The organism is uncultured Microbulbifer sp., from assembly GCF_913055755.1.
Taxonomy (GTDB): Bacteria; Pseudomonadota; Gammaproteobacteria; order Pseudomonadales; family Cellvibrionaceae; genus Microbulbifer.
In genome coordinates, this window is the sequence record NZ_CAJXKH010000045.1 from 1 (window position 1) to 23,629 (window position 23,629).

The 23,629-nt window shown below is 59.2% G+C and carries 18 protein-coding genes; 7 read left to right on the plus strand and 11 right to left on the minus strand.

Annotated features, from left to right (window positions below):
• Positions 1-121 precede the first annotated feature (121 nt).
• Genes QZ511_RS09260 through QZ511_RS09290 form a run of 7 tightly spaced genes read right to left on the minus strand, consistent with a single transcriptional unit; the run spans position 122 to position 6,130 of the window.
• Positions 122-1,045 (minus strand): SDR family NAD(P)-dependent oxidoreductase, encoded by a 924-nt coding sequence (locus QZ511_RS09260; protein WP_295801919.1) that lies wholly within the window; start codon positions 1,043-1,045, stop codon positions 122-124.
• A 26-nt stretch (positions 1,046-1,071) separates the two neighbouring features.
• Complete coding sequence (locus QZ511_RS09265) at positions 1,072-1,530, minus strand: MaoC family dehydratase (RefSeq protein ID WP_295801921.1); 459 nt, start codon at positions 1,528-1,530, stop codon at positions 1,072-1,074.
• Positions 1,531-1,553: 23 nt separating this feature from the next.
• Positions 1,554-2,348 (minus strand): SDR family NAD(P)-dependent oxidoreductase, encoded by a 795-nt coding sequence (locus tag QZ511_RS09270; RefSeq protein WP_295801923.1) that lies wholly within the window; start codon positions 2,346-2,348, stop codon positions 1,554-1,556.
• A gap of 3 nt (positions 2,349-2,351) precedes the next feature.
• Positions 2,352-3,128 carry an SDR family oxidoreductase gene (locus QZ511_RS09275; protein ID WP_295801925.1) on the minus strand — a complete coding sequence of 259 codons (777 nt, stop codon included), beginning with the start codon at positions 3,126-3,128 and terminating at the stop codon, positions 2,352-2,354.
• Positions 3,129-3,151: 23 nt separating this feature from the next.
• Entirely contained in the window at positions 3,152-4,207 is a 1,056-nt protein-coding gene (locus tag QZ511_RS09280; protein WP_295801927.1) for a phosphotransferase, read from the minus strand.
• Positions 4,208-5,422 (minus strand): acyl-CoA dehydrogenase family protein, encoded by a 1,215-nt coding sequence (locus QZ511_RS09285; RefSeq protein ID WP_295801928.1) that lies wholly within the window; start codon positions 5,420-5,422, stop codon positions 4,208-4,210.
• A 24-nt stretch (positions 5,423-5,446) separates the two neighbouring features.
• Positions 5,447-6,130 carry a histidine phosphatase family protein gene (locus QZ511_RS09290; RefSeq protein ID WP_295801930.1) on the minus strand — a complete coding sequence of 228 codons (684 nt, stop codon included), beginning with the start codon at positions 6,128-6,130 and terminating at the stop codon, positions 5,447-5,449.
• Positions 6,131-6,289: 159 nt separating this feature from the next.
• On the opposite strand from QZ511_RS09290, the gene QZ511_RS09295 reads away from it, so the two are divergent.
• Together QZ511_RS09295 and QZ511_RS09300 are read left to right on the plus strand one after the other, a co-directional pair.
• Entirely contained in the window at positions 6,290-7,180 is an 891-nt protein-coding gene (locus tag QZ511_RS09295) for a LysR family transcriptional regulator (RefSeq protein ID WP_295801932.1), read from the plus strand.
• A 319-nt stretch (positions 7,181-7,499) separates the two neighbouring features.
• Positions 7,500-9,530 (plus strand): NADPH-dependent 2,4-dienoyl-CoA reductase, encoded by a 2,031-nt coding sequence (locus tag QZ511_RS09300; protein WP_295801966.1) that lies wholly within the window; start codon positions 7,500-7,502, stop codon positions 9,528-9,530.
• Between the two features lie 68 nt (positions 9,531-9,598).
• Here the strand turns inward: QZ511_RS09300 and QZ511_RS09305 are convergent, their stop codons facing one another.
• Positions 9,599-10,861 carry an MFS transporter gene (locus QZ511_RS09305; RefSeq protein WP_295801934.1) on the minus strand — a complete coding sequence of 421 codons (1,263 nt, stop codon included), beginning with the start codon at positions 10,859-10,861 and terminating at the stop codon, positions 9,599-9,601.
• 640 nt (positions 10,862-11,501) lie between these two features.
• On the opposite strand from QZ511_RS09305, the gene QZ511_RS09310 reads away from it, so the two are divergent.
• Complete coding sequence (locus tag QZ511_RS09310) at positions 11,502-13,085, plus strand: carboxylesterase family protein (RefSeq protein WP_295801936.1); 1,584 nt, start codon at positions 11,502-11,504, stop codon at positions 13,083-13,085.
• A gap of 93 nt (positions 13,086-13,178) precedes the next feature.
• Positions 13,179-13,769 carry a histidine phosphatase family protein gene (locus QZ511_RS09315; protein WP_295801937.1) on the plus strand — a complete coding sequence of 197 codons (591 nt, stop codon included), beginning with the start codon at positions 13,179-13,181 and terminating at the stop codon, positions 13,767-13,769.
• 43 nt (positions 13,770-13,812) lie between these two features.
• Here the strand turns inward: QZ511_RS09315 and pepN are convergent, their stop codons facing one another.
• Both pepN and ggt read right to left on the minus strand, forming a co-directional pair.
• The gene (pepN, locus tag QZ511_RS09320; protein WP_295801938.1) at positions 13,813-16,449 is read right to left on the minus strand and encodes an aminopeptidase N; all 2,637 of its coding nucleotides are present in this window, start codon (positions 16,447-16,449) and stop codon (positions 13,813-13,815) included.
• 37 nt (positions 16,450-16,486) lie between these two features.
• Complete coding sequence (ggt, locus tag QZ511_RS09325) at positions 16,487-18,220, minus strand: gamma-glutamyltransferase (RefSeq protein WP_295801940.1); 1,734 nt, start codon at positions 18,218-18,220, stop codon at positions 16,487-16,489.
• Between the two features lie 208 nt (positions 18,221-18,428).
• On the opposite strand from ggt, the gene QZ511_RS09330 reads away from it, so the two are divergent.
• From QZ511_RS09330 to QZ511_RS09340, 3 genes are all read left to right on the plus strand, one after another.
• Positions 18,429-21,491: a YdbH domain-containing protein gene (locus QZ511_RS09330; protein ID WP_295801941.1), complete on the plus strand. Its 3,063-nt coding sequence runs from the start codon at positions 18,429-18,431 to the stop codon at positions 21,489-21,491.
• A gap of 150 nt (positions 21,492-21,641) precedes the next feature.
• Complete coding sequence (locus QZ511_RS09335; RefSeq protein WP_295801944.1) at positions 21,642-21,854, plus strand: YnbE family lipoprotein; 213 nt, start codon at positions 21,642-21,644, stop codon at positions 21,852-21,854.
• A 64-nt stretch (positions 21,855-21,918) separates the two neighbouring features.
• Complete coding sequence (locus tag QZ511_RS09340) at positions 21,919-22,245, plus strand: YdbL family protein (RefSeq protein WP_295801946.1); 327 nt, start codon at positions 21,919-21,921, stop codon at positions 22,243-22,245.
• An 87-nt stretch (positions 22,246-22,332) separates the two neighbouring features.
• Here QZ511_RS09340 and rpoS read toward each other — a convergent pair whose 3' ends face one another.
• Positions 22,333-23,391, minus strand: a complete 1,059-nt coding sequence (gene rpoS, locus QZ511_RS09345) for an RNA polymerase sigma factor RpoS (protein ID WP_295801948.1) — start codon at positions 23,389-23,391, stop codon at positions 22,333-22,335.
• Positions 23,392-23,629: the final 238 nt, after the last annotated feature.

A 23,629-nucleotide genomic window follows, 5' to 3' on the forward strand; every position in this document is an offset into this window, starting at 1 on the left:
GCGCGCACTGCATGCGCTGCCAGGCTGGGGGCTTCGATATTATTGAAGGCACCGCGGTAGGCCTTGCCGATCGGAGTGCGCGCGGTAGATACAATGACAGCTTCTTTCATCTGGGTCCCTCCTATCCCAATTTGACGCCCATGGACGCCGCGGCTTTCTGCACAAACTTGAGGGTCTGATTCAAGCCACCCACAAGTTCCTGCTGGTCCCTCTCATCGCTGATTGCGTCGAGGTTTGCCAGCACATTTTCCGCAGTCTGCTGTTCCGGGGTCAGATAAATACCTTCGGTCTCGACGATTCTGGCCTTCGCGTAGGCACCGGCCCCGGCGCACAGAATAAAGCGATTGGGGGCATCCTCGGCCACCAGCGCCACCAATCCTGCGGTGACCGATTCCGGCGTCATCAGTTCGAGTACGCTCTTGTCCGGGATAATGTCCTCGGTCATCCGGGTGGCGGCGGTGGGAGACAGGCAGTTGACCTTGATGCCGTATTTTTCCCCCTCCAGGCAGAGGGTGTTCATAAAGCCCACCAGTGCGGTCTTGGCTGCGCCGTAGTTCGACTGTCCGAAATTGCCGTACAGGCCGGAAGAAGAAGTGGTCATCACGATACGGCCGTACCGCTGTTCACGCATCAGCTCCCACACCGCCTTGGTGCAGTTCACGGCGCCCATCAGGTGCACATCCACCACCAGGCGGAAATCGGTTACGGATACCTTGGCAAAGGATTTGTCACGCAGGATGCCGGCGTTGTTGACCAGGATATCCACCCTGCCCCAGCGCTCCGCAGCCGCTCTGACCATGGCTTCCACTTCTGCGTAATTGGTCACGTTGGCACCATTGGCGATCGCCTCGCCACCGGCAGCCCGGATTTCCTCCACCACCGTCTCGGCCGCGGTAAGCGAAGCACCGGAGCCATCGCGGGTCCCGCCGAGATCATTGACAACCACCTTGGCACCGCGGCGCGCAAGCTCCAGCGCATGGGACCTACCCAGGCCGTTGCCGGCACCGGTCACAATGGCAACTTGGCCTTCGAATGCAATGGACATGACTTTCCCTCATCAATTATTGGATTTCAGACAAACTGCAAAACCAGCCACTCGGCAATCAGTGCGGGCTTGTCTTCCCCTTCGATTTCCACGGTAATCTCCAGCTTGAGCTGAAATTGGCCGGGGCTTTTTTCCACGATATCGAGAATTTTTCCCCGCGCCCGCACGCGCTGGCCAACCTTGACGGGATTGATAAAACGCACCTTATCCAGCCCGTAATTGACCCCCATCCTGACCCCATCCATTGCGATCTTTAACTGCTCGGCAAAGTGGGACAACAACGACAAAGTCAGGAAGCCGTGGGCGATGGTGGAACCGAAAGGTGTCTGTTTCGCCGCTTCCGGATCTACGTGAATAAACTGGTGATCCAGGGTGCAGTCGGCAAATGCGTTGACACGTTCCTGCCCGATCTTGAGCCAATCGGTCGCCTCGGTTTTGCGGCCGATAAAACTGGCGTAATCCTTCACAGCAATGGCAGTAGACATACTTTTTCCCTTTTAAAATTATGTCAGAAGGCGGAAACACCACCGTCAATCGCCAGTGCCTGGCCAGTGAGGTAACTCAATGCCGGTGAACACAGCATCACCATGACACTCACCACTTCTTCCGGCTGTCCCAGGCGCTTCATCGGGCAACCGGCGGCAAACAGGGCATGTACCTGTTCCACCGAAGACCCCTGCGGGGCTTCGATATCCGTCACCATGGGCGTCAGGGTATAGAAGGGGCAGACCGCGTTGACACGGACATTGTGTCGCGCATATTCAATCGCCGCGGTGCGGGTCAGGCCGATGACCGAGTGCTTCGCCGCGGAGTAGGCCGAAACCTTGGGAGCACCACCCAGGCCCGCCATGGAGCTGACGTTCAATATAATGCCGCCACCCTGCTCGCGCATCAGTTTGAGCTGGTGCTTGAGGCCAAAAAAGACCCCTTTGACGTTGACCTGTTGCTGCTGGTCAAACAGCGCCTCGTCCACCTCCTCGAGGTAGTGCATGGGCGGGGCAATGCCGGCGTTGTTCACCGCGATATCGAGCCGTCCAAAGTTTTCCCGCGCCAGCGCCACCAGTCCCGCGCAGTCCGCCTCCGAGGCTACATCGCAGGCCACCGCCTGCACCGGAACATCCGCGGCGACCAGCTCCTCGACTATGGCGGTAAGTCCCGCTTCATTGATATCCCCCAGCACCAGGCTGGCCCCGCGCTTGCCCAGCTCCTTAGCCAGCAGCGCACCGAAGCCGCTGGCGGCACCGGTAATCAACGCCACCTTACCGGTAAAATCCAACAGTGGATCGCGATTGTTTGCGTTCATGGCTTACAGTCCTCCACAGGCGGTGAGGCCGCCGTCCACAACCACGCATTCACCGTTGGTGTAACTGCTGGCATCGGAAACCAGATACAGGACAGTTCCCGCCATTTCCTCCGGCTCAGCGTGGCGATGCATGGGAATATGGCCGATGGCGGTGTTGTAGATTTCCTCGTGGGAGAACAGCGCACCGGCAAATCTGGTTTTGGTCAATCCCGGCAACAGTGCATTCACGCGGATATTGAACTGGGCGCACTCCTTGGCGAACGCCTTGGTCATATTGACCACCGCCGCCTTGGTGATGGAGTAGATACCCTGGCCAACCCCGGGCTGCAGGGCATTGATGGAAGCAGTATTGACGATGCAGCCACCACCGGCTTCCCGCATCAGTTTGCCGGCTTCCACCGACATAAAGAAATAGCCGCGGATATTCACGTCCACGGTCTTCTGGAAGGCACCCAGGTCGGTATCCAGAATATGGCCAAAATAAGGATTGGTGGCCGCGTTGTTCACCAGAATATCCAGCTTGCCGAATTTATCCCGGATATGGGAAAAGGCGCGGTCAATTTCTTCCATACTGCCGATATGGCAGGGCAGCGCTTCCGCTTTGCCACCGGCATCGATAATCGCATCGGCTACCGCCTGGCAGCCTTCAATCTTGCGGCTGGAGACCAGCACATGGGCCCCCTGCTCCGCCAGTAATTTGGCAATGGCCTCACCGATACCGCGGCTGGCGCCGGTAACCAGTGCAATTTTTCCACTGAGGTCAAAAAGATTCGTCGCCATTAGTTTTCTCCCGATTCCTGTTATCACTGTTCGTTTTCAATCACACCCAGCGCCAGTTGCGCCAGAGGCGCGACAAACGCGCCGAGCTGCGCCGCGTTTTTGCTGGATGCGTTACCGTCGTGGGCGCGCTTGGCGACCCCCTGAATGATGGCCGCCAGGCGGAAGAAACTGAACGCTAGGTAAAACGCCCAGTTATCGATTCTGTCGATGCCCATGCGCTCGCAGTATCGCGCTACATACTCCTGCTCCGAGGGAATACCCAGCGCGGACCGCTTCACTCCCATCAGCCCGGAAATATTGCCGCTGTCCGCGGGCATTCGCAGTTGCATGCACTGGTAGGCCAGATCGGCAAACGGATGGCCGAGGGTGGACAACTCCCAGTCCAGCACCGCGATGGCGCGGGACTCGCCGGGGTGAAACATGATGTTGTCGAGGCGATAGTCTCCGTGCACCAGGGATACCCGGCCGTCGTCCGCGGGCAGGTGCTGTCCCAGCCATGCAATCAACTGATCCATGGCCGAAATCGGCTGCAGTTCCGACGCCCGGTACTGTCCCTGCCAGCGCTCGAACTGACGCTCGAAATAATTACCCGGGCGGCCGTAATCGGCGAGGCCGACAGCTTCCACATCGACGCTGTGCAACGCCGCCAGTACCCGGTTCATTTCCTCATAAAATGCACCGCGCTGGGTATTGTCCAGCTCCGGCAGTGCCGCGTCCCAGAAGATGCGGCCCTCGCAATACTCCATCAGGTAGAACATGGAGCCGATCACATCGCGGTCTTCACACAGATGCAGCACCTTGGGCACCGGCACTTCTGATCCGGCAAGCGCCTGCATCACCCGGAATTCCCGGTCCACCGCGTGGGCGGATTTCAACAGCTTGCCGGGGGGCTGGCGGCGCAGCACAAAAGTGCCACTGCCGGTCTGCAGTTTGAAAGTGGGGTTGGACTGGCCACCGGAAAACTTGCTGGCCCGTACCGGGCCGCGGAAATCCGGCAGCACATCGTTCAAATACGTTTCCAGCCCGTGCACATCGAGCTGATCTACCTGGCTTTTTTCGCTATTTTCGGTAGCTGACATTCACCCCTCCCCGGCGGCATAGGCCGCGGCCAGATTGCGCCCCAGCTGCATCATGTGCACCTGGTCCGGGCCGTCGGCAAGACGAATGGTGCGGGCGTAGGCATAGGCGCTCGCCAGGGTGAAATCCTGGCCGAGACCGGCGGCCCCGTGAATCTGGATTGCCCGATCGATAACGTTGCAGGCCATCTGCGGTGCCACGATCTTGATCATCGCAATCAGGTCGCGGGCAGCCTTGTTGCCGTGACGATCCATCTGGTCCGCGGCTTTCAGGGTAAGCAGGCGCGCCTGTTCGATCTCGCAGGCGGATCTGGCGATATCTTCGCGTACCGAGCCCTGCTTGATCATGGGGCGGCCGAACACCACCCGCTGCTCCGCACGGATAGACATCATTTCCAGCGCGCGCTGGGCCTGGCCGATCAGGCGCATACAGTGGTGAATGCGTCCCGGCCCGAGCCGGCCCTGGGCAATTTCAAATCCGCGCCCTTCACCGAGGATCAGGTTTTCCGCCGGCACCCGCACATCGTCGAAGACAATTTCTGCATGGCCTTCCGGCGCATCGTCGTAACCGAACACCGTCATCGGGCGAATCACCTTTACTCCCGGCGTGTTCATCGGCACCAGGATCTGTGACTGCTGGCGATAGCGGTCCTGGCTGTCCGGCGCGGTCTTGCCCATCACAATCAGGATTTCACAGCGGCGGTTGAGGGCGCCGCTGATATAAAACTTGTGCCCGTTGATGACGTACTCGTCACCGTCGCGGACGATGGAGGTTTCGATATTGGTGGCATCGCTAGAAGCCACCTTGGGCTCGGTCATGGCGAATGCGGAGCGGATCTCTCCCTTCAGCAGCGGTTGCAGCCAGCGCTTCTGCTGCTCCGGCGATCCGTACTGGGCCAGTACCTCCATATTGCCGGTATCCGGCGCGCTGCAGTTGAAAACCTCGGAAGAGAACAACACCCGCCCCATCTGCTCCGCCAGCGGCGCATATTCGAGATTGCTCAGGCCCGCGCCGAATTCATCGCCCGGCATAAACAGGTTCCACAGGCCGGCGTCGCGCGCCTTTTGTTTCAGGGTTTCCATTACCGGCGGCTCGCCCCAGCGATCCTGTTGCAGTTGTTCGTAATAGAGGGCTTCCACCGGCAAGACCTCTTCCGCCATAAAAGACTTCAGGCGCTCCAGCAGTGCCTGAACCTTCGGGGAATACTCAAATTCCATGACGCTTCCTCGATAAAAAGTGGGTTAACTGTAGGTAATAAATTCCCGCCGTTCGCGGCGATCCAGATGGGGGACATGATTGAAACTGTGCAGGCTGTAGCCACTGGCGCCGGCAAAGAAATGGCTGACCGCGGTATTTTTTATCTGCATATTGAGCTGGATAACACTGTGCACCGGCGCCCCCAGCACCTGGCGCACCATCATGGCAATGGCGCCGCCGGAACTGACCACCAGGGTTTTTCCACTCCTGCCCCCGGTACCGATTACACCGAGCGCTTCCTCAACCCGTTGCTCGAATTGCGGCCAGGTTTCCGCCGCGGCAATTTCTCCCGCCGACCACGCGTGCATGGCCTGTTTCAGGAGACGGTAATAGGTCTTTTTGTCGGTGTTCCGACTGGGTGCGAGCTGCGGATTTTTCTCTACATTGTTCTCGACATAGGCGCGCACCACACTCTGGAAATCAAATTCGTTCAGCTGCGGCAACTCTTCCACGCGAGCGGCATCCAGCCCCAGTCCCTCGCAGATACCGCGGGCGGTTTCCCGATGGCGCTGCAAATCGCCACACACCACATGGTCAAAACCGTGTCCGTCCTCCGCCCAGTGCTCACCCAGCCAGCGCGCCTGGCGCCAGCCCAGCTCCGAGAGCTGGTCGTAGTTGTCGCTGCCAAAGGACGCCTGGCCGTGGCGCACCACAAAAATTTCCGGCACTGAAATCTCTCCTGCGCAAAGGGAGCCGAGCGCTCCGGTTTACCTCCCGGGTTATTCACGTCCGGGGGACAGGGAAATAAAACTAACCAGTCCGAATGGATCATCAAAGTTTATTATGTAAATATCCAATCATTCACAGTGGTGATAGCGGAGCAAAGTGTGCAACTGCAACAGATCGACATGAACCTCTTCCCGGTGCTGGATGCCATCTACGCCACCCGCAACCTGACCCGCGCCGCCGAGCGTCTGCACATCACCCAGCCCGCGGTCAGCAACGCCCTGGCCCGGCTGCGCCGGGCGCTGGATGACCAGCTGTTCATCCGCACCCCCAGTGGCATGAGCCCCACCCCGCTCACCGAAAGCATCATGCCCCGGGTACAGCAGGCACTGGGTCTGCTCGGCAGCAGCATCGCCGAACAACACCAGTTCGACCCCGCCACCGCCACCAAAACCCTGCGCCTGTCCATGAACGACATGGCGGAAACCCTACTGCTGCCGCCACTGCTGGAACACCTGCAGCACACCGCCCCCGGCATCAGCGTCGAATCCTATTACGTGCCCCGGGACCAACTGGTCAAAGAACTCGCCGCCAACAGCCTCGACCTCGGCCTCGACATCCCCATGGTCTCCGCCACGCAACTGCAACAGCAGCGCCTGGTCGCCGACCGCTACCAGGTCATGCTGCGCCCCGACCACCCCCTCGCCAGCCAGCCCAGCCTCACCCTCGAGCAGTACCTGGAACTCGAACACGTCCACGTCTCCAGCCGCCGCAGTGGCCCCGGCATCGCCGACGTCGCCCTCAACAAACTCGGCCGCCGCCGCAAGATCAAACTGCGGGTCCAGCACTACCGGGTGGCCCCGCTGGTGGTCCTCAAGACCGACCTGGCACTCACGGTACCCGTCAGCCTCGCCCGCCAGTACCCGGCCAAACTGTTCGAACTACCGTTCCAGATTCCACAGATGGACTGGCACCTGCTGTGGCACCGCAGTCAGGACGACGACGGGGCGAACCGCTGGTTGCGGGAGCAGATCACGGCGCTGTTTAGCTAACCGCTCGTTAGTAGCACAAGACCGTGATGCGAAGGCTGGGCTCCCGGTACTTGTCTGCGAGACCTTCACCGCCATGGATGGCGGTGCAGAGCCCCCAGGGATGGGTGCACGGCGTGTCTCGCAGACAAGTACCGGGAGACCGGCCGCCAGAACCCCGAATTCAAGGCCACCATAGGCCAGAAGATTAGGTCGTTTCTGTCAGTGTCCCCTAGCGCTCTTCCCTGCTAATCTTCACCTCAGGATATGCAACTTTTTGCATATGAGACACATTAGCAACTGTCGCGCCGACGGTGACAATGACAGAAAGAGAATGACCGCTATGTCACAGACCTACCCGCACCTGCTCGCCCCCCTGGACCTGGGCTTCACCACCCTTAAAAACCGCGTCCTCATGGGCTCCATGCACACCAACCTCGAAGAACACGCCGGCGGCTTCACCCGCCTCGCCGCCTTCTACGCAGAGCGGGCCCGCGGCGGTGTAGGCCTCATCGTCACCGGCGGCATCGCCCCCAATGAAGAGGGCGGCGTCTTTCAGGGCTCCGCCAAAATGACCACCCCGGAAGAAGCCCAGCACCACCGGGAAATCACCGACGCCGTGCACAGCGAAGGCGGAAAAATCTGCATGCAGATACTGCACGCCGGCCGCTACGCCTATAACCCCGGCCTCGTCGCCCCCTCCGCCATCCAGGCCCCCATCAACCCCTTCACCCCGAAGGCGCTGAGCGAAGAGGAAGTAGAGCAACAGATCGACGACTACGTGCGCTGCGCCACCCTTGCCCGCGAAGCCGGTTACGACGGCGTCGAAGTGATGGGCTCCGAGGGCTACTTCATCAACCAGTTCATCGTCACCCGCACCAACAAGCGCGAAGACCGCTGGGGTGGCAGCTTCGAAAACCGCACCCGCCTGCCGATCGAAATCGTGCGCCGCATCCGCGAAGCGGTGGGTAACGACTTCATCATCATCTACCGCCTGTCCATGCTCGACCTGGTAGAAGGCGGCAGCGACTTTGATGAAGTGGTCGCCCTGGGCCAGGCCATCGAAAAGGCCGGTGCCAGCATCATCAACACCGGTATCGGCTGGCACGAAGCGCGCGTCCCCACCATCGCCACCAGCGTCCCCCGCGCCGCGTTCAGCGAGATTACCGCCAAGGTGAAAAAACACCTCAGCGTGCCGGTAGTCACCAGCAACCGCATCAACATGCCGCAGGTAGGTGAAGATGTGCTGGCAGCGGGCCACGCGGACATGGTTTCTCTTGCGCGCCCGTTCCTGGCGGACCCGGAATTCGTCAACAAGGCCGCGGAAGACCGCGCCGATGAAATCAATACCTGCATCGGCTGTAACCAGGCCTGCCTGGACCACACCTTTGAACTGAAACTCACCTCCTGCCTGGTCAACCCCCGCGCGTGCCACGAGACAGAACTGAATTACCTGCCGGTAGCAGCCGCGAAAAATATCGCGGTGGTCGGCGCCGGTCCCGCGGGCCTCGCTGCCGCCACCGTCGCCGCCGAGCGCGGCCACCGGGTAACCCTGTTCGAGGCCGGCGATAAGGTGGGCGGCCAGTTCAATATCGCCAAGCAAATTCCCGGCAAGGCGGAGTTCGAGGAAACCCTGCGCTACTTCAAGCGCAAGCTGGAACTGACCGGTGTTGCGGTCAAGCTGAATACCCGCGCCACTGCAGACGACCTGGCGGCGTTTGACGAGGTGCTGATTGCCACCGGTATCGAACCGCGCACCCCGCCTATCGAGGGTATCGAGCACGGCAAAGTGCTGAGCTATCTGGACGTACTGAAAGATAAAAAGCCGGTAGGTAAAAAGGTGGCCATTATCGGCGCCGGCGGTATCGGCTTCGACGTCGCCGAATACCTGACCCATCACGAGGAACCCGCCGCCGAGCTGATTGCCAGCAGCAAGCAAGAGTTCTTTGACGAGTGGGGTGTGGATATCGCACTGGAAAACCGCGCCGGCCTCAAACCACAGTCTGCGGTGACCAGCCCGCGGGAAATCTACCTGCTGCAGCGCAAGGCCTCCAAGGTGGGTGCCGGCCTCGGCAAAACCACCGGCTGGATCCACCGCAGCAGCCTCAAACACCGCCAGGTACGCAATATTGCCGGCGCCCACTACGAGAAGATCGACGATCGCGGCCTGCATATCCGCATCGGTGATGAGCAGCAGGTGCTGGAGGTGGACAATGTGGTGATCTGTGCCGGGCAGGAACCGCTGCGCGCACTGCACGATGAACTGCAACAGCGCGGTGTCAGCAGCCACCTGATTGGCGGCGCCTTTGAAGCCGCAGAGCTGGACGCCAAGCGCGCCATTGACCAGGGGTCGCGACTGGCTGCCGAGCTCTGATCAGAAACAGCCCGAAACCGCTCTGGTAAAAAATGCCCTCATGCGGAGGGCATTTTTGTTTTTCACAGTTAAGCGACAGCTTCCGTTGACGGGGCGGGTTTCGCCTGCGGCAATTCCCAGTCCGGCCGCGGCAGGCCTCGACTGTAGCGGTACAGCAACAACACCACGCCACACAGCACAAACATGGCCCAGTAGAGCGCCGGACCACTCCAGTACTCCACAAAGATGCCACCGACGAACGGTGCGGCAGACCATCCCAGCGCATAGAAGGAAGAAGCACCGAAATAACTGCCCCGCAGGTGATCGGGAGCCATCCGGTCCACCTGAACGCTCATCGTCGGAAACAGAATTGTCTCGGCAATACTGACAACGAATGTGGCTCCCAGCCAGCCGGCAAAAAAGTCCAGCGGGTTGAGTGCAAACCACACCTGTCCCACAGCCAGAATCCCGATACCCAGCACAATGCGCTGATTGATACCCAGGCCCTTCAGTACCCGCAGCAGTGGAAACTGCAAAAAGACGATGGTGGATGCATTCACCAGAATCATGCTCGAGATCAACTCGATCAGGTCCCGCGCCCCGGCCTTTGTCAGGTATTGCACCAGGCTCGAATCCATATGGGCATAGATAAACAGCGTCAGAATATTCGCGACAATAATCACCAGGAACACATGATCCTGCCCCAGAACCTGAAGGGTACTGCGCAAGCGGCTGCCGGCATTTTTCTTGAGGTGGGCCAGGCGACCACTGGCGGTATAGCGGAACCCCCAGATAAACCCCAGTACCAGGCACAGGTAACTGAGAGACGTCAGTCCGAAGGTAGATTGCTGGGCACTGATTCCCGCCCAAACGCCGACGATGGGACCGAGTGCGGCCCCCACATTGATCAGGAAATAGCGAAATTGCAGCGCCAGTTCACGGCTGCTGACATCACTAATCAGGTCCCCAAACAGCGCCCCCGCAGGCGGCTCCCAGATGGCCCGCCCCACGGAACACAGGGCGATGGCCAGCACAAACCAGGACACCGTGTCTGCAAATGCCATCAGTGCGAATGCAAGCGCATTGATTCCGGTCCCCAGCAGCAGGATATTGCGGCGCCCGAACCTGTCCGACAGGGTGCCCACGTAAAACCCCAGGACCGCGGCCCCCATGGCCGAAAGGCTCAGAATCAGGCCAATCTCTGCCGGGGAAAGCGCAAATTTTTCGTGCAGCAATATCGCCAGGAAGGGCCACACCATAAAGTAGGTTCCGCGACCAAAAAAGCTGCCTATCAGTACAATCCATATCAAAGGCGGTAGGTTATACAGCCTCTGCCACCACTGCCTGTCCATTGCATAGTTCTCCCATCTTCAGTTTTACCAGGTAAAAAAAAACCCGGAAGGCGGACCTTCCGGGTTTTTTCTCTGGAAGGTCTATTACACCTTCCAGCACAAATGTGTTTCGGGTGTCAGGTTTTCAGCTTCACTCGCACCAGCGCCGGGCGGATGGAAATCAGCTGCCACGCCAGGGATTTGACATGACAGGTCATGGTTGCGGCGGCGGTATACATTGCAGTCGCGGAAGCAGTGACAACAGAAGTTCGAACCGGGGAGCACTTTCCTGTAGACAGCACAGACTGCGGCAAATAGCTGTTCACGCTATGCCACAGGACGCTGCAGATGTAATAGGAAGTGCGGTTCATAAAATCCCGGATGTCTTGAAACAAATTCGAAAAGCCTGAGGCTCGAACTTCCCGTCACACAGGTTTTGCATTTTGCCGAAGGCAGGTCCGCAAAACCGGAAAAATTGACTGATACCTGACAGGAACATTCATTGTTAACCGGCGGCAGGGGCTTTGCAACCGCAAGCGGGCAAAAAAACGCGAATTTGGGAAACAACGGGGAAATGTTACAGCAACTATACTGAGACACATTGATTCAGCGCCATCAGACAGAAGCGCGACCGGGTTACCGAGGCAGGGACACAGGGAAGATGCCCAAAAGCAGCAGCACCAGAATTAACCACAACACTACCCCGATAGTGCAGGCCCCACAGGGGCCGATCATTGGCCGTATCGATACAGAGGCCGATGTCCGCCAGTTTCTCGGCATTCCCTATGCACTCCCTCCGGTGGGCAGTTTGCGCTGGGCACCCCCGCAGCCGGTTCCCCGCTGGTCCGAGCCCTATCACGCCTTCCGCTACGGTATGCCGGCACCGCAGAACCCCTCCCCCCTGTTTCAGGTCCAGGGTCCGAACGGTGAGCCACCGGAGAATGAAGACTGCCTGTATCTGAATATTTTTGCGCCGGACAACCCGCTGGCGGACAAGCTGCCGGTAATGGTATGGATTCATGGCGGCGCCTTCTATCTGGGCTCCGGTTGCCAGTCCCTGTATTGCGGCAACAATCTCGCCGCCAGTGGTCGGGCCATTGTGGTCACGATCAATTACCGCCTGGGGGCGCTCGGATTTCTGCGCCTGTGTGATATCTCCGACATTGACGCAAGCGGCAACGAGGGACTGCTGGATCAGGTGGCAGCGCTCAACTGGGTACGGGAAAACATCGGGGCTTTCGGAGGCGACCCCGAAAATATCACCCTCTTCGGGGAATCTGCCGGTGCCATGAGCATCGCCACCCTGTTGGCGCTGGAGAAATCCGCACAGGCTGAACCCGAAGCTCCGCTGTTTCACAAGGCGATTGTGCAGAGTGGCAACCCGGCGGCACTGCACACGCCACTGCGCGCCGGGCATATGGCAGAAGCCTTCTGCCAGCACCTGGAGCAGATCACCGACGGCAAAGCACTCGCAGACGCCAGCACCCGGGAATTACTTCGGGCCCAGGAGGCGGTGCTCAGCGACCCCCGTATGGAACGCGAGTGGGGGCACCTGCCGTTCAAGCCGGTGCTGGACGGACACCTGATCCCCAGGGCACCGGTTGACGCCCTGCGCGACGGCGCCGGGGCAAAAATCAGCGTGATGGTCGGCAGCAACCTGGACGAGTGGAATCTGTTCAGCGCCGCACGCCCGGAAACCTATACCCTCGACGACACCCAGATTCGCGCCCAGCTAGAGCACCTGATTCCCGGCCCCCTGCTGAACGGATTACTGAGCCACTACCGTTCCCGCGCCGAATCCCTTTCCGCCAGCCCGTGGCCGCTCTGGAGCCGCACCTGGAACCTGCTGCTTACGGACATGGTATTCACCCTGCCCGGGCTGCGCCTGCTACAGGCGCACCAGGGCAGGCGTTACCACTACCACTTTGCGCAACCCCTGGCCGCCCAGCCGCTGCTCGGCGCCTGTCATGCGGCGGAGCTCGGTTACGTGTTCGGCACCCACGGCGATGAATCCCTCAGCCATCTTTACGGTGGCGAACCCGAGCCACACCACCTCAGCCACGCGATGCGCTCCGCCTGGCTCAATTTTGCCGAATGCGGAGACCCCGGCGACGACTGGCCACACTTCGATAGCGGAATCAGTCGCCGCTTTGGCGATCATCCGGATGGCCGCCAGATCGACCTGGCGGAACTGGAGCAGCTGTGGCGTGAGTTTGGCGACGAGCAGCTGCACGGCTACCTCTGAATATCACGGAAGCCCTACCCTGTGCGGCGGCCAACTTTCCTCGGCAGGTGAAGTGCGTACAATGACGGGTTTTCCGCAACCGGAGTCACCTGCGTGCACAGAATCCTTTTGATCCGGCATGGCGAGGCCGCCAAATCCCCCATCGATGCCGACCCGGGACTGACCGAACTCGGCCACCAGCAGGCACACACACTCGCCGAGGAACTGATACAAACACTGCCAGACCCCGACGCGGTCACCCTGATCAGCAGCCCGAAATCCCGCGCCATGCAGACGGCGCTACCGGTGGCGACGCGCTGGGGTAAAACCGTCAAGGAAGAGGAGGCGGTGATCGAAATTCCCTCGCCAGTGGGCGTAGCGCTCACTGAACGGGGCGAGTGGATTCAGGAATTACTGGTGGGGAACTGGAGTGCGCTGACACCACTGCAGCTACAGTGGCGTAAAAACATTACCCACTACTTGCATCAGCTCGACGCTCCGGAGCACAGCGGAACCGCACATACTTTTCTGGTGTTCTGCCACTTTATGGTGATCAACTCGGTGGTGGCATCCATTCGCGGCGACGACCGGGTAGCCCAGTTCTACCCGGACTACACCTCGCGCACCGAGCTGCTGCTCGGCGACGGGCAACTGGGCCTGGTTGACCTGGGAAGGGAAAAAAGCAGCGGCAACCTTATCCGGTAACCACTGCTTTCGAATCACGTATCCGGCGAACGGTCAGTACCGGTTACGCAAGGCTCTTGCTGACCACTTCATACAGATCCCGGGAAAGCGTACCGGAGTCCATAATGCGCTGTACCGATGCACGCATTTTTCCGCCCTCTTCCCCGCGATATTTTTTCCAGCGTGTCAGCGGCGTCACCAGGCGTGCAGCGATCTGTGGATTGACCTTGTCCAGGGCGATCACCTGATCCGCAAGGAACTCGAAACCACTGCCGTCTGCGCGATGGAACTGGGTGAAGTTGCGCGCGGCAAAGCCGGCAATCACCGCCCGGACTTTGTTCGGATTGGTAATCTCGAATGCCGGGTGCCGCATCAGTGCTTTCACCCGCTCCAGGGTGCCGTAGGTTGCACTGCTGGACTGCAGTCCAAACCAGGTTTCCACCACCTGGGTATCCTGCTGCCACTGGGAATAGAAGCCATTCAGTGAGGCTTCCGCCACCTCCGGCGTTGCATACTCCACCAGGGCCGCCAGCGCCGCGGCGCTGTCGGTCATGTTTTCCGCGCGCTCGAACTGCGCCCGGGCCAGGGCCAGCGCCTCTTCGGTTGCCGTGGCACACAGATAGGCAAGACAGGTATTTTTCAGGCTGCGCTCGGCAATATCTTCCGCTACAGGCGCATAGGATTTGTGGAGATCCAGCTGCCTGAAGCGCGCGAGGAATTTTGCCTGCAGTGCGTTGGCCAGGGTATCGCGGGTGAACTTGCGCGCGGCAATGATCGCCGCCGCGTCGATCTCACCCTCCTGCTCCGCCAGCTCCTGGGCCGAGGGCAGCGACAGCATTTTCGCCACCAGCGCGGGATCCAGTTCGGTATTGTCGATCACACTGGCGAAACCACTGATCAGCGCCTGCGGGGCCTGCATGGTTTCCCCTGCGCGGAATTGCGCTTGCAGCTCGCCCAGCGCATTCAGCGCCAGCCGCTGACTGGCATCCCAACGATTGAACTCATCGCTGTCGTGCTGCATCAGGAATTGCAGTTGTGCATCGGTGTAGCCGTAGTGCACCCGCACCGGCGCAGAAAAGCCGCGCAGCAGGGACGGCAGCGGGCGCATCGGTATATTGTGGAAGATGAATTCCTGCTCGGCTTCGGTCAGGTGCAGGACCAGGGTGGTCGCCCCGCTTTCATCCAGTAGCAGGTCTTCGCCATTTTCCCCCAGCAGGCCGATGGCCACAGGAATATGTAACGGCAGCTTGCTTTCCTGTCCCGGCGTTGCCGGCGTGTGCTGCTTGATGCGCAGGGTGTAGGTCTGGCCGTCGGGGTCATAGTCATCCCGGACGTCCAGCAGCGGGGTGCCCGCCTGGCTGTACCAGCGGCGGAACTGCGCGAGGTCTGCACTGTTGGCGTCTTCCATTGCGCGCACAAAGTCTTCGCAGGTTACCGCGCAACCGTCGTGACGCTGGAAATAGAGATCGCTGCCGCGGCGAAATGCATCGGCTCCCAGGATGGTGTGAATCATCCGCACCACTTCCGCGCCCTTTTCGTAAACCGTCAGGGTGTAGAAGTTGGAAATTTCCATATAGGAATCCGGCCGCACCGGGTGGGACATGGGACCGGCGTCTTCGGCAAACTGGGCGGTGCGCAGCAGGGTGACATCCTCAATGCGCTTGACCGCGCGGGAGTTCATGTCGGCAGAAAACTCCGCGTCCCGGAACACGGTAAAGCCCTCTTTCAGGCTCAGCTGGAACCAGTCCCGGCAGGTCACCCGGTTGCCGGACCAGTTGTGAAAATATTCGTGGGCGACAATGGATTCGATCCGCTGGAAGGCGGCATCGCTGGCGGTTTCCGGACTCGCCAGCACACAGGCGGAGTTGAAGATATTCAGCCCCTTGTTTTCCATCGCTCCCATATTGAAGTGGTCCACCGCCACAATCATGAAGATATCCAGGTCGTACTCGCGGCCGTAGACCTCCTCATCCCAGCGCATGGCGTGTTTGAGGGATGTCATCGCGTGTGCACACTTGCCGATATTTTTCGCTTCGGTAAACAGCTGGAGCTTGATCGTGCGGCCGCTGAGGGTGGTGAACTCGTCTTCTACCGACTGCAGGTCACCACCGACCAGGGCAAACAGATAGGCAGGTTTGGCAAAGGGGTCTTCCCAGGTCACCCGCAGGCGGCCATCTTCGGTGGTGCCGCTGTCCACCTTGTTGCCGTTGGACAGCAACACCGGGTAGGTCGCCGGTGCCACTATGGTGGTGGTGAACACCGACATTACGTCGGGGCGGTCCGGGTAGTAAGTGATTTTGCGGAACCCCTCGGCCTCGCACTGGGTGCAGTACATGCCGTTGGAGAGGTAGAGCCCCTCCAGGGACGTATTCGACTGGGGATCGATACGGGTGTTGATTTCCAGTTCGAAGGTTTCCCCGGGCGCGTCTATGGACAGGCCCTCCGGCATTTCCCGGAAGCGCTGGGCGGGCACCAGCTCGCCATCGATATGTACAGACAACAGCTCCAGATCGGCGCCGTCGAGCCACAGCGGCGGCAACTGAGAAGGATTTTCTGCCGCCGGGTTGCGGCGCACCTGCAATCGCGAGCGCACCAGCGTCGCCTGGGGCTCCAGTTCAAAATGCAGGTCCGTGCGGTCGATCAGGTAATCTGGGGCCTGGTAATCTTTCAGGTAAATCGTGCGCGGTTGGGCTTCTTTCATACTGCTTTCTTTAGATTCGGTTTATGGTCGGGTGTGTTCAGTAGCCGGCGGCGTGGCCGTCTTTACGACTTTCCGAGGCGCCGTGATACACGCCGTTGGCGTCGCGGAGAATGCTCTGGTAGCCGCCGTAGGGCCCGCTTTCAAAGCGCAGCTGGTGCCCCATCTGCACCAGTTTACGCCGGGTTTCCATCGGGAAACCGTCTTCCAGGCTGAGGTAGCCGCCATCTTCCATCAGTTCGTCGGTGGGCTGGCTGGAACCGCTGTGCAGAATGCGCGGCGCATCCCCCGCCTCTTGCACGTTGAGCCCGAAGTCCACCATGTTGATCACGATCTGTGCGTGCATCTGCGGCTGGGTGGCGCCGCCCATTACTCCGAAGCTCATCCAGGGCTTGCCATCTTTGGTGACGAACGCCGGGATAATGGTGTGGAACGGGCGCTTGCCGGGCTGGTACTGGTTGAAATGCCCCTCTTTCAGGCTGAACATCTCTCCGCGGTCCTGCAGGATAAAGCCGAGCTCGCCCGGGGTCATGCCGGAACCCATACCGCGATAGTTGCTCTGGATCAGCGATACCATATTGCCGTCTTTATCCGCGGTGGTGAGGTAAATGGTATCCCCGTGGCGCAGGGCCACGGTGCCCGCATCGTAGCGCTTGGCTGCGCGCTTCCGGTTGATGAGCTTGCGCCGTTCCGCCGCGTACTTTTTCGAGATCAGCTCCCTGACCGGCAACTTGTTGAACGCCGGATCGGCGTAATATTTGGCGCGATCCTCAAATGCGAGCTTCTTGGCCTCGGTAAACAAATGCACATACTCCGGGCTGGTGCGGCCCAGTGCCGCCAGGTCGTAGCCCTCGAGAATATTCAGAATCTGCAGGGCGGCGATGCCCTGGCCGTTGGGGGGCAGCTCCCACACGTCGTAACCGCGGTAATTGGTGGATACCGGCTCGACCCAGTCGGACTTGTGGCTGGCGAGATCCTCGTAGGAGAGGAAGCCGCCATTTTCCTTCATGTACTGGCCGATTTCGCGGGCGATATCCCCGCGATAGAAGGCATCCCGGCCGCCATCGGCAATTTTCTGCAGGGTCCTGGCCAGGCGCGGGTTGCGAAACAGGTCGCCCTCCTGTGGCGCCTGCCCGCCCGGCATATAGGTTTCACGAAAGCCCGGATACTTCTCCAGAATCGGCACCGAGCGATTCCAGTAGTACGCCACCAGCTGGGTCACCGGGAATCCTTCATTGGCATAGCGGATTGCCGGCGCCAACAGGGTTTTCATCGGCAGGCGGCCGAATTTTTCGTGCAGCTCGAACCAGCCGTCCACGGTACCCGGTACGGACACCGGCAGTGGGCCATGGGACGGGATCTTGCTCAGGTTATTGTCGGCGAAATAGTCGAATGTCAGGGATTTGGGCGAGCGGCCGCTGGCGTTCAGGCCGTGCAGCTGCTTGTCCTTTGCACTCCAGACTATGGCAAACAGGTCGCCACCAATACCGTTGCCCGTCGGCTCCATGAGCCCCTGTACCGCATTGGCGGCAATTGCCGCATCCACCGCACTGCCACCCTGCTTGAGGATATCCAGAGCCACCTGGGTGGCCAGCGGCTGGCTGGTGGCAGCCATGCCGTGGGTCGCCAGCACCGGTGAACGGCTGGCGAACCCTTCCCCGTTTACCCGGTCATAGGCATGTGTGCCGCTCGCCGCACCCAGCGTCACGGTCGCCGTCAGGACCAGGCGGCCCAGAGTGCGCAATGTACCAAACGAGCCGCACAATTCTGTCATCGTGAATTTCACAATTACTTTCCCCGTCGTTATGCTCACAACAAGTCTCCATGTTTAATCTACCAATCACAAGTGAGCCTACGGCGGTTTTTCCGAGGAATCCGTGCGCATTTTGCCTTCCTTTGCCAAAACCCTTCTGATTCTGCTGCTTGCCCTGGTTCTGGGCGGGTACCTGGCGTGGCAGGCCCGGCACCAGTGGCTGCCGCCGGTGGCCAGCTGGTGGCTGGACGGCGCAGAGATACAACAACTTGAAGGGCTGAAACTGGCCGCCGGTGGCAGGGAACTCTCATTACAGGGGCTTACTCTTATACTGGGTGAGCGCCTGCAACTGGAACTGCGAGAGGTTCGCGTGAGCGGCTGGATGGGGTTGGCGGGGCTCTCCGACAAGCCGGCTGCCATCGACATTCAGAAAATCACCATTTCTGACCTGCCCGCGCCAATCGACTCCACACCGCAGACGAGGGCTGAAGGTAGCGGCAAAACCGCCACTAAAAACGGCGCTGCTTCCCATTCCGATGCCTCATCCGACACCCCAGCCCCCTCCCCGCAAACAGCCGACAACACGGATGCCGAGCCGGGAACACTGAGCAAATTGCTGCCGCAACTCCGGGAACTGAAACTGCAGGCGGTTCGGATTCACGATCTGCGTTGGCAAGATCAATTTACCGGCGGCCTCAAAATCGATATAACCAGGCAGGACGATATTCTAAACGGCGTAGCCACACACCACACGTGTGCCGAATGCCAGCTTCACTTCAAACTTCACAACCTGCCGGACCGGCTATCACTGGAATCTACGCTGGGCGCACCCTCTACTTCCGCACCGCGCGCGGTGCTCCGGCTATCGAAAATTCCCCCCGTCACCGCAAACTCACCGATTAGATGGAATGCAGAACTGTCACTGCAAACCGCAACCGCTCCCGCGATCAAAGTAATGGAAAACTGGACGCGGATTACCGCTAAGCCTACCTATACAGAGGCCCCGGCAGATATTGTCTCCGGGAAAATATCTCTCTCAGCAACCGCAGAACTTCCCGACAAACTGCAACAACTGGATCAAGTTGCCAACGTTGCCGCGGCGCTGTCTGCGAACAATATCCATGTACTGTTGCCACCGTCTATCAGCGGGCTCGCACAGCCACTGCACCTGGTAGCAAACAGTACCCATACTATTGAGCTGGACCTGTCGAGCCTGCATCCGTTACGGGTCAACAGCGTAATTGGCAACATTTCGCTGATCCTGGATCCGGCAGAAGACCGCACGACAAATATCGGCGCCGATATCGAACCACTTGTACAAGCGGACCTGACGCTCTCCAGCGACAAAATATCCACAGTGTCGCTGCAGGGAGCACTCAATCTTGAGCGAATGAATGGGATTATTCCGGCGCACCGCGTTGAGGCGTTGCTTGGCGGTCATACCCTGCAAAACCTGAACGGAAACCTCCATTTAACCGGCAAAGCGGACCTACCTTCCCCCCAGAATGTACTGCAACAGGCCAACTATTCTGCAGGTAATATTCGCGTCCAATTGCAATCGGGCGGAGAAATTTCGGCGCAAATCGTGCCGCAAACCGAGCAAAGTCCGCTAAAAACCCTGGGCTGGCATATGCCCCGGGTAAGCCTGAAATTGAATGAGGCCGTTTCTCTCCGGGCGACTGCATGGCCGGGACCACTACAACTCAGCACTCAGGCACTTTCGCTGAGTGTGGAAGATCAGGCTGACTCTGCCGGCGCACCCCGCCCGCCCGAGCAAACACTGAGCGCCACGCTGTCCAATGTAAGCTGCGATAACCTGCTGACAGCCAACTGTCAGATGAACATCGACGGAAGCCTGTCCGGTGTAGAGCTACCCGGGGGGCTTCGGGGCAAAGACCTGAAGCTTGCACTCCGCGCCAAACTTGGCGCAGAGGGAGGGAAAACGATCGCAGCCCCCGACAGGGTGACCTTGCGCGACATCAATCTCGCGGCCAAGGAACTCGTGGCAAATGAGATTACCTTCGGCCAGCCAGAGCTGTTTGCGCAAAGCGTGCTCTGCAACTGGCAAAGCGACCGGTTGAAATGCGGTACACCACAGGCGGCGATCAGCCTTTCGCCCATGACGTTGCCTGGTAATCATCTTTCCGGAGTGATCTATCTGGACTATTTGACCTTTCATGGGACGACGAAAAAGGAGCCCATTTCTATTGACGCCGGATTTCGGTCCGATTCGCTGGCAATCGCTACGGGGCGAACAATCGAACTGGAACTGAGTAGTTCAGGACGATTTCACTTGCAGGGAGGTCTTCTGACCGGATCAAGCAAGGTGCAAATCGGCGATATCGCATTGAACAGTGAGTGGCGACACGATCTGGAATCGGCACAGGGGCAACTGTCCGTGAACCTACCTGAAACACGTTTTTCTACCGGTAAGACCCTCAGCCAGATCGTCAAAGGGTTGCCGATCAATATTGTCGATGGTTCCGTGACAGCGAATATGCGTCTCAACTGGCCTGAAGACCACAAGTCGCAGCCAGTCGACCGGATTCATTTGCGCCTCAATTCCGTCAGCGCCACCTACGGAGACATTGTCGCAGTGGGAATCAGCAGCGATTTAACGCTGATATCGTCCGGCGAGCAGTGGATAACTGAAAACACCAGACCGGTGACCATTCAGCGGGTAGACGCAGGGGTACCGATCGACAACCTGCACTTTGAAGTTTCACTGGCGTACAACCAGGACCTGCGGTTGAGCGGATTCTCCGGAGAACTGCTTAAAGGTGCACTGACCGCGGACGCACTGGTGTGGAACCTGAATGGCGCAGAACGGCATTCCGAACTGGCATTCACCGGGATTTCCCTGAACACCCTGGCCAAAGAAATGGAGTCGGAAAATTTTGCCGCCAGCGGCCTGCTGGATGCGCGCCTGCCAATAACCACCGACCGCCAGGGGATCACCATAGAAAACGGCACCCTGGACGCCCGCGCCCCGGGTGGACGCCTGCGCTACTACGGCGCCTTTTCCCCCAGCATGCTCACCAGCAACCCACAGCTCAAGCTGATTGCCGGCGCGCTGGAGGATTACAACTACCGGGAAATCCACGGCACCATCAACTACCCACTGAGTGGCGACCTGAAGTTGAACCTCAAGCTTACGGGCCGCAGTGAAGCAGTAGATGCCAATCGGGACCTGGTGATCAACCTCAACCTGGAGAACAATGTTCCCAGCATGTTGAAATCCCTGCAGGCCAGCCGCAACCTGACGGACGTCCTGGAGAACGCGGTACAGTAAGTGCGGTGGCCCACAAATCGGTGTCCCGGTTCGAATAGCTGTCAAAGTGATGCTGTTCAGTCAGCGTTAATCTGGCACTATCTATAGTGAACACCAAAGCCATGGACCACGCCCGTTGCGGCAGTGGCTCCCATCATCAAGGAGTAGTATGTGACAACTTCAGGATCTACCCGGCTGCCGGCGATTACCCTGGTGCTACTGTTAAGTGCAACCCTGCTGCCAGCCTGTACGCCCACCGTTGCGGTGCAGGCGCCGAGCGAGCCCATTACCGTCAACCTGAACGTGAAAATCGAACACGAAATTCGGGTCAAGGTAGACAAAGAGCTGGATAACCTGTTTGAAGATAAGGAAGGGATTTTCTGAGGCTGAAGGCCGACTGACACCCCCTCCTCGCATCTACGAGAAAAGAACGGTATAGGAAATACGCATGAAAAAGCTGATGACATCCCTGTTCGCCCTGGCCCTTCTGGTTGCCCTGCCGGCCAGCGCCATCACCCTGAAAGAAGCACAGTCCCAGGGACTGGTGGGCGAGGCCAACAGCGGCTATATCGCCATCGTCGACCAAAGCAGCCCGGAACTCGAACAGCTGGTGGCCGGGGTCAATGCCAAGCGCAAGCGCGCCTATGCGGACATCGCCAAACGCAACAATATCGACATTTCCCAGGTCGCTGCCCGCGCGGCGGAAAAACTCGAAGCCCGGCTGGGCAAAGGCGAGTATTACCAGGATAACCTGGGACGCTGGAAGCAGAAGTAACAGGCACCCACACACAACGCCAGCCATAAAAAACCCGCAGCAGAGTGCGGGTTTTTTTATGGCCAGTACTGGCCGATCTATTGAGAATCAAAGGTTAGCGAACAGTGACATACCGTCGAGCCCCTGGGTTTCCATCACTTCACGCAGGCGCTTGAGGGCATCCACCTGTATCTGACGAACGCGCTCACGGGTCAGGCCTATTTCCCGGCCAACTTCTTCCAGTGTGCTGGGTTCAAATCCCCGCAAACCGAAGCGACGGGAAACGACTTCACACTGTTTGTCCGGAAGTTCACACAACCAGCGGTCGATACTTTCATACAGGTCACGGTCCTGCAGTAACTCTGCCGGATCGGACTCCTGCTGATCGGGAATGGTATCGACCAGGGTTTTTTCCGACGACGGACCAATCGGTGTGTCCACCGAGGTAACCCGTTCATTCAGCCCCAGCATCCGCTCCACATCTTCAACCGGCTTTTCCAGCAGGTTGGCGATTTCTTCCGCTGACGGTTCATGGTCCAGTTTCTGCGCCAGCTCACGGGAAGCGCGCAGGTAAACGTTCAGTTCCTTGACCACGTGGATCGGCAGGCGGATGGTGCGGGTCTGGTTCATGATGGCCCGCTCAATGGTTTGGCGGATCCACCAGGTGGCGTAAGTCGAAAAACGGAAACCGCGCTCTGGATCAAACTTCTCTACTGCGCGAATCAGGCCGAGATTGCCTTCTTCTATCAGGTCCAGCAGGGCAAGGCCACGGCTGACATAGCGGCGGGCAATCTTCACAACCAGACGAAGGTTGCTTTCAATCATGCGTTTGCGGGCCGCGGCGTCACCGCGCAGAGCTTTGCGCGCGTAATACACTTCTTCTTCTGCGGTGAGCAGAGGAGAAAAGCCGATTTCGTTAAGATAAAGCTGTGTAGCGTCGAGATTTTTCTGCCCGTGGGCATCTTCGAGTTTGCGAACTGCTGGTTTCTGGGAGGGTGATTTCTGGGAGATTGTTTCGGAGCTTCTTTTTGCCGCCTTGCTCCGGCCGCGGCCTGATTTGGTTGTTGTTTTGGTTTCGGTACTGGTGGGTGCCTCGTGCTCTATTGGCTCGGGGGTAATATCTGATCTGGCACCGTATTCCAGGTGATCGTGACGTTGTGCTTCCATTTCCCCAACTCCTTGTACTATGCCTGTTTCAGCCGCATCAACAGCACGCGATTACTGAATCGGTCACTGTCTCTGCGACAGTCTCCGTTTTCGGCGGCTCACCTTCGTTGGTGAGCAGAGTCACTGCTTGGCAGTTACTGCCGGTCCCGGCGACTACCTCAAGTGGTATTAATAAAAATCCATTTTTATTGCACAACAGCGTAAGAACAGGCAGTTCATTGCACCCGCGAACACCGGG